This window comes from Aedoeadaptatus acetigenes (assembly GCF_025566985.1).
GTDB lineage: Bacteria > Bacillota > Clostridia > Tissierellales > Peptoniphilaceae > Aedoeadaptatus > Aedoeadaptatus acetigenes.
The window spans coordinates 99776-106009 of sequence record NZ_JAOQJD010000009.1; the positions used below are offsets into that span (position 1 = coordinate 99776).

Annotated in this window: 9 protein-coding genes and 1 rRNA gene; 4 read left to right on the forward strand and 6 right to left on the reverse strand. The window is 47.1% G+C overall.

Annotated features, from left to right (window positions below; genetic code table 11):
- Positions 1 to 11 precede the first annotated feature (11 nt).
- Genes OCV31_RS06385 through OCV31_RS06395 form a run of 3 tightly spaced genes read right to left on the reverse strand, consistent with a single transcriptional unit; the run spans position 12 to position 1815 of the window.
- Positions 12 to 776 (reverse strand): hypothetical protein, encoded by a 765-nt coding sequence (locus OCV31_RS06385; RefSeq protein ID WP_148473554.1) that lies wholly within the window; start codon positions 774 to 776, stop codon positions 12 to 14.
- A gap of 1 nt (position 777) precedes the next feature.
- Entirely contained in the window at positions 778 to 1632 is an 855-nt protein-coding gene (locus OCV31_RS06390; protein ID WP_148473556.1) for an ABC transporter ATP-binding protein, read from the reverse strand.
- 57 nt (positions 1633 to 1689) lie between these two features.
- Positions 1690 to 1815, reverse strand: coding sequence for a hypothetical protein (locus OCV31_RS06395; RefSeq protein WP_267303843.1), 126 nt, complete (start codon positions 1813 to 1815; stop codon positions 1690 to 1692).
- A 58-nt stretch (positions 1816 to 1873) separates the two neighbouring features.
- On the opposite strand from OCV31_RS06395, the gene OCV31_RS06400 reads away from it, so the two are divergent.
- The gene (locus tag OCV31_RS06400; protein ID WP_148473558.1) at positions 1874 to 2383 is read left to right on the forward strand and encodes a helix-turn-helix domain-containing protein; all 510 of its coding nucleotides are present in this window, start codon (positions 1874 to 1876) and stop codon (positions 2381 to 2383) included.
- 89 nt (positions 2384 to 2472) lie between these two features.
- Here OCV31_RS06400 and OCV31_RS06405 read toward each other — a convergent pair whose 3' ends face one another.
- Positions 2473 to 3066: a DUF3793 family protein gene (locus OCV31_RS06405; RefSeq protein WP_148473561.1), complete on the reverse strand. Its 594-nt coding sequence runs from the start codon at positions 3064 to 3066 to the stop codon at positions 2473 to 2475.
- Positions 3041 to 3460 carry a flavodoxin gene (locus OCV31_RS06410; protein ID WP_394800645.1) on the reverse strand — a complete coding sequence of 140 codons (420 nt, stop codon included), beginning with the start codon at positions 3458 to 3460 and terminating at the stop codon, positions 3041 to 3043. The genes OCV31_RS06405 and OCV31_RS06410 overlap by 26 nt, the downstream gene beginning before the upstream one ends.
- A 597-nt stretch (positions 3461 to 4057) precedes the next feature.
- On the opposite strand from OCV31_RS06410, the gene OCV31_RS06415 reads away from it, so the two are divergent.
- From OCV31_RS06415 to OCV31_RS06425, 3 genes are read left to right on the forward strand one after another with little or no spacing between them, the layout of a single operon-like run.
- Positions 4058 to 4540, forward strand: coding sequence for a DUF2975 domain-containing protein (locus OCV31_RS06415; RefSeq protein WP_148473563.1), 483 nt, complete (start codon positions 4058 to 4060; stop codon positions 4538 to 4540).
- An 8-nt stretch (positions 4541 to 4548) separates the two neighbouring features.
- Positions 4549 to 4770, forward strand: a complete 222-nt coding sequence (locus tag OCV31_RS06420; RefSeq protein WP_148473565.1) for a helix-turn-helix domain-containing protein — start codon at positions 4549 to 4551, stop codon at positions 4768 to 4770.
- Entirely contained in the window at positions 4757 to 5242 is a 486-nt protein-coding gene (locus OCV31_RS06425) for a hypothetical protein (RefSeq protein WP_148473567.1), read from the forward strand. The genes OCV31_RS06420 and OCV31_RS06425 overlap by 14 nt, the downstream gene beginning before the upstream one ends.
- A gap of 858 nt (positions 5243 to 6100) precedes the next feature.
- Here OCV31_RS06425 and rrf read toward each other — a convergent pair.
- Positions 6101 to 6217, reverse strand: a 5S ribosomal RNA gene (gene rrf, locus OCV31_RS06430).
- Positions 6218 to 6234 lie beyond the last annotated feature (17 nt).

Below are 6234 nucleotides of genomic sequence, written 5' to 3' on the forward strand. Positions count from 1 at the left end.
GGGCCCTCCTTTCAGTTTTCGTTTCCTATATCACTTCGTTTAAATTTTCTGTTTCCTACCCAATTGAAAACGTACACCATCCCCCAGTTCAACGCCATAAACCTCAGAAAGTCCATGATGCTTCCCGAATCGATGAGTTTATATAAATAATGTACGGGTACGAAGGGCTGAAACAAGGTAAACGACTTTAAATAAAGTCCTATCGCGTAGAATAGAATAAAGACGCCGACTGATACGTAGGATTTGAAATACATACTTAAACATTGCACGAGGCTGATGCCAAGAATGTAAAATGACCCGATGCCTATTATGATCAATAGATTATTTAACCAATTCTCGCCTACGACTGTGCCGGTTGCAATCGCCATTTTTGAAAGGAATAAATAGTAACAAGCGATAGAAAATAAAACAAACGCGAAAGACACAATCCCCCAAGAAAAAGATTGAGCATAAAACTTGGCGTAATAGATTCTGCTTCGTTTGTTGACACGCGTGAGCATCATAGACAAACTATTGTTTTCTATCTCTCCTTTTAAAGTAGTCGCACTATTAATGGCGAGAAATAAGAAGATAATAAAAACCATATAGACTAAGGTGTACATATTATCGGCAAAGCTCAATCCGCTGATCAATTCAGTACTGGTATAAGTGATAATTTCAGAATGGCTCCATACCCCCATACTATAAAACAAGGGTAAGACGAACATGAAGAGTATCATAAGATTTTCTTTTCGCTTTAATTGTTTATAAAGCTCAAATCGGATTAGACGCATCATGTTACCTCTCCTCTAAAAAAGTTTCCAAGGGATTCATTATTTTTTCAATGTTTCTAATTCTGGTCACGGAACCGATATAGAGTAATTTTTCATTGAGCTTATCTTCCGTCACCAGAATCCGATGATCGTCTACTATTTCCGCATAACTGCTATCCACCGCCGCCGCACAATCTACCTGTAACAAGACCGGGCTTTTGATGTGAATATCGCCGTCATAACGTTTGGTTCCATCTTGAATGACAACCAACCGATTGCACAATGACTTCACCTCGTCTAAATTATGATCGGAAAAAATGACCGCCATGTTTCGTTTCTTGACCATCTCTCTGATAAAGTCCTTCACCATGGCGCGGCCGTGAATATCCAAACCGACGAAGGGCTCATCTAAAAGCATGACTGTCTCTGAATTCAAAATGGCCTGAGCAAAACCCAATCTCTGTTTCATGCCGAAAGAATAGGACTTTACTTTTTTATGTTCCGAGCCTTCTAATCCCACAATGTTCAGAACAGATTTAATATCATCCTCCATTTTTTTGCGGTTTGTGACGCCATTTAAATAGAAAACGGCTTCCAAATTTTCATACGCGCTGAGGTAGGGATAAAAATCAGGATTAACCGACACCCCAAACTTTTTTCTACACGCTGAATCGATGTGCACCGCCTCACCTTCATAAAATACGGTCCCAGAATTTGGATGAATCTTTCCGGATAGGATATTGAGCAAGGTTGTCTTTCCCGCTCCATTGACGCCGATCAACCCGACGATATCTCCCTTTTGAAGATTCATGGAAAAATTAAAAAGCCCTTTTCCGCTACCGTAATCCTTCGTTACGGACTGTATATCTAATAACTGCAAAACTTACCTCCTTTCATCTGTACTACTTCCTTAATACAGTCATATTGTATCGCCGTCTTAATACAGTGTCAACTCTTTTTTTGAAATTCTTCTTCGTTTTAAAGGCGTCTCCCGATTATTTTTCCAAAATTTTTCAAAATCATCCGCCGCAACCGAAAGTTGCGCCCCCGTTGCTTGTGCCATGTTCTTCTTTTTGTTACAGTAAATTCAGAAAATGACACAGAGAAAGAAGGTATTTCTTATGTATGGTGAAAAAATAAAAGCAAAACGAAAGGCCATGGGGCTTTCGCAAGAAGACTTAGCGGAAAGACTCGGCGTCACCCGCCAAGCCGTATCCAAATGGGAAATGGACCGCGCCCAGCCCACCACGTCTAATCTCAGGGAGTTGGCCCGGGTGTTTTCCGTGGACATGGCCTATTTCATCGGCGAAGATGATTCGAAGAAAGAGCCCGCTCCCCTCAGCTCCACCGTTGTTTCCATTCTTGCCTATGCCATCGGCCTGTTCTTTTTTCTCGTCTACTATTTTGTCCTTGCCGACACCCTTTTCCATAAAAGCCCCACCTCCGCGGCCCTCATGCCCCTCACCCTTTACTTTATCCTCGCCACTGTGGCCTTTCCTCAAGCCTATAAACACGCCGGCGACCGACTGGATCATTTAGATCTTACTTTCTTTCGCCTGGTGGCCCTCCCGGCCCTCTATGTCGTCGGCCCCGTGGTGGTTCTCTATTCTCTTTTCAAAAAGAAAAATTAATTCTCCCGCGCCCGGCGCGGGTTTTTTTGCACAAAAAACGGACGCCTCAGCGTCCGCTTTCATTCAGAATATAGGAAGGTGTCATTATTTTAGTATTCTTGTATTGCTTTGTTCATGACAAAGTATTTCGCTAAGTCAAATAAGAAAAAGCGCACTTTCGACAACAAGATGTTTTCGTAGCATTTCCAGTAACCGACGAATCGATGGTGTCGCCTCTGGCTGAAGGCTTCCACGTCGGAGACCGGATAGCCGAGAAAGATGCCGATTTCGTCGGGACAGCCAATTAAAAACCGTGTTTTTAATTCCGCAATGGCTTCGTCCGCGTTGGCGTAATCATAGCCGCGATTCTTTAAAAAAGCTCGGCATCTTCTGTCTGTAAGTCTGTGTTCAAGTCGTTTTCGATCGTAAAAGTAGAGAAGCAAACTGCCTTTGGGATTGATCAGCTCCGCATACGCAAGGGGTATGGCATGCTTGATGCTTTCGTCCTGCGCCCAACACCGGGTTAGATCTCTTGAAGGATTGACTAAGTTAACCAGAGTTCCGGTCTTTCCGCAAAAAACCGTGGGCGCCGTGTAGGCTTTTAAAATCGCTTCCAGGTAGTCTCGATCGTTGCATGTATCGCATTGGTTTAGGTAACGAACCGTGGAGTCATTGAGCTTACGCTTCACATAATGCGCGAGCACTGTCTTGGCACTCCTTCACGCCGTCTTCGTCCGGCTCACCTTTACAGATCACGGTGGCGAGATACGCGGGGCCGAGTCCTCGAACTTCGTCTTCCCAGGTTTCCATCCATTCGCCGTCCGCCCAATCGTAGGAGCCGAAAAGCAGCACATACTTTCCTTTTAACAGGGGATTCACATCGTCCATGAAGGGTCGCATGGTGGTTTCTTCCAGCTCTTCTGCACCCATAGCCGGACAACCGAACGCGATCCTGTCTGCATCTTTTACCATGGCCTCTGTTGCGTCGGCAGCTTCAATTAAAGAAGCTTCTTGACCGGCGGCTTCGATGCCTTTGGCGACTGCCTTCGCCATGGCTTCTGTGTTGCCGGTTCCCGACCAGTAAATTACAGGAATCAAAATTCCCTCCTTTCTACCTTGCGGCACGTTCACGCTGCACGCATTGGCATAAACGACAGAATCACCTGATATGTACCGCAAAGAATGATTTGATAATTCATATCGTTTACATTGATTATTATAGCGACCTTTTGGAATGATTGCAAGGGTTTTTTGAAACTTTTTGAGATTTATTTTCAACTGATTCTTCGTTCCCTTGTTTCCGCGGTTTTTTCGCCTTTCATTCGTTGTGCCAAACCCGATTTTTCATGTCTTCTCGTTTGTTCATCGAAATATCTTCCCCGTGATTCGATTTTCACATCTTTTCGACGAGATTCGATTTTCACATCTTTTCGAATTGATCGAAAGCTATTCGGACGCGATCCGATTTTCCGCCGTCATCGCGCTTTTTTCTTTTCGATTATCGACTTTCCCTTTCCGCAACGCCTCTGTGTTAATTTCCCTTCGGCTCCTTTTCCCCTCCATTTTTTTCTTCTTCCCTTTATCTTTCCCCTTTTTTCCACACATCGGCGATTTCTTTTCCGATTCTTTACGTTTTTCGCTAATTATTTATTGTTTATCGTTAAATTGCGAGTATAATGAAAATAGGAGGTGGATATGAAACGATTACAAACCACTTTTATTGCCGTCACGTTGGCGGCGGCCATGCTTTCGACGAGTGCCTTCTTCGCCCTCATCGGCTCCATTTTAGGCAAAGCATGGGTTTTGAAAGACAGCACATTTACCATTTACCTGCCCTTGATTCCCGCGACCCTCGCCTTTTGGGGCGCGAGCGGCGCCTTTCTTCTCGCGGGGCTGGCCTTCGGCCTGTACACCACCTATTTGTACGCCAAGAGCCGCCTTTTTACTCCGGCCATGGTTCGCGGCCTGGAGCGGGTGGGATTGTGCTTTTTAGGCGCCTGCCTGAGCTTTTTGCTTCTCGCCATTTACCTGGCCGTGAATGTGCAGCTCGCCGCCCTCTTTCTGCTCTTTTTCCTTGTCGCCGCCCTTCTCGCGGCAGCAGCCCTCTTTTTCTTCCTTTTGGCCGATGCGGTGGACGAAGGCCGTATGCTCCGGGAAGAAAATGATCTGACGATTTGAGGTGCGCCATGATTTGTGTGGATTTAGATCTCATGCTCGCCAAACGAAAAATGACCCTCACGGAATTGTCTCAGGCGGTGAATGTAAGCCTGCCCAATCTCTCCATCTTAAAGACGGGAAAGGCCAAGGCCATTCGCTTTTCCACCCTTTCGGCCATTTGCGAAGCCCTGGATTGTCAGCCGGGAGATATTTTGCGCTACGAAGGAGATGATGAGCATGACGCGGACTAAAGGCCTTACGGTTTTAGGGGCGCTCTTTCTTGTGGGGCTCGCGGCGATTTTGATTATCTCCGACGCCACGCCCCGGACAATCAAGGCCATGAACCTTGCCTTTTCTACCCACGTCACCGGACGAGCCGTCTGCGTGGACGATGTAAAAAAGCCGCCGGATTTTCTCGGCGACGGCGTGAGCTATACGATTTATAAATTAGATGACGAGGACATGGCGCAGCTGAAGAAGGATTTGAAAAAGACGAGAGCTTTTTCCGCAGACAGCGCGATCGGAAGGAAGGTGGACTCGGCGTTGAAATGGGCGAAACAGGTGCAACCCGAAATCAACGATCCCGCCCTGTCATTTCCTAATTGTCGCTACTACTTTGTGGACCGCTCCCCGAGCGGGGCAGGGGATTCTATCTCCAATTATGACGCCCTGGTGGTGGATGAGGAGAATCTGCTGATTCTATATTTGGTCTACGATACTTAAAAGAGATCGATCGCCGGAATACCTGAAAAGAGGGCTACCGTTTTAAGCACGGTAGCCCTCTTTTTCTTTTTACGCGCACAAAAAAACACACGCCGTCATAAGATCAGCGTGCGTTTTTTGTGTGACCGGCAATTTCCTACTCTCCCGGGTCGTTACCAACCAAGTACCATCGGCGTTTAGAGACCTAACCCCATTTTGCGGACCGAAGGGACGAAAATGGATGGTAGGTCCTATGTCAGGATGGCCCGGCGGGACGAGCGAAGCGCGCGGTTGCCATCTACGGCCAGAGACCTAACCCCATTTTGCGGACCGAAGGGACGAAAATGGATGGTAGGTCCTATGTCAGGATGGCCCGGCGGAACGTGCGAAGCGCGCGGTTGCCATCGACGGCGAGAGACCTAACCCCATTTTGCGGACCGAAGGGACGAAAAATGGATGGTAGGTCCTATGTCAGGATGGCCCGACGGGACGTGCGAAGCGCGTCGCCCGGTTGCCATCTACGACCAGAGGCTTGCCTCTTCTGCACTATCACACTTCTTTTTCTTTTTACACGCACAAAAAAACACACGCCGTCATAAGATCAGCGTGCGTTTTTTGTGTGACCGGCAATTTCCTACTCTCCCAGGTCGTTACCAACCAAGTACCATCGGCGTTTAGAGACCTAACCCCATTTTGCGGACCGAAGGGACGAAAAATGGATGGTAGGTCCTATGTCAGGATGGCCCGGCGGGACGTGCGAAGCGCGCGGTTGCCATCTACGACCAGAGGCTTGCCTTTTCTGCACTATCACACTTCTTTTTCTTTTTACACGCACAAAAAAACACACGCCGTCATAAGATCAGCGTGCGTTTTTTGTGTGACCGGCAATTTCCTACTCTCCCGGGTCGTTACCAACCAAGTACCATCGGCGTTAAGAGGCTTAACTTCTGTGTTCGGCATGGGTACAGGTGTGTCCCTCTTGCTATCGTCACCGGACGAACCAAGTGCATATA

Coding starts and splice junctions, on each gene's coding strand:
- OCV31_RS06400 (WP_148473558.1), top strand. CDS start 1,874: ATGTATGGTGAAAAAATAAAAGCAAAACGAAAGGCCATGGGGCTTTCG.
- OCV31_RS06385 (WP_148473554.1), bottom strand. CDS start 776: ATGATGCGTCTAATCCGATTTGAGCTTTATAAACAATTAAAGCGAAAA.
- OCV31_RS06425 (WP_148473567.1), top strand. CDS start 4,757: ATGACGCGGACTAAAGGCCTTACGGTTTTAGGGGCGCTCTTTCTTGTG.
- OCV31_RS06415 (WP_148473563.1), top strand. CDS start 4,058: ATGAAACGATTACAAACCACTTTTATTGCCGTCACGTTGGCGGCGGCC.
- OCV31_RS06420 (WP_148473565.1), top strand. CDS start 4,549: ATGATTTGTGTGGATTTAGATCTCATGCTCGCCAAACGAAAAATGACC.
- OCV31_RS06395 (WP_267303843.1), bottom strand. CDS start 1,815: ATGGCACAAGCAACGGGGGCGCAACTTTCGGTTGCGGCGGATGATTTT.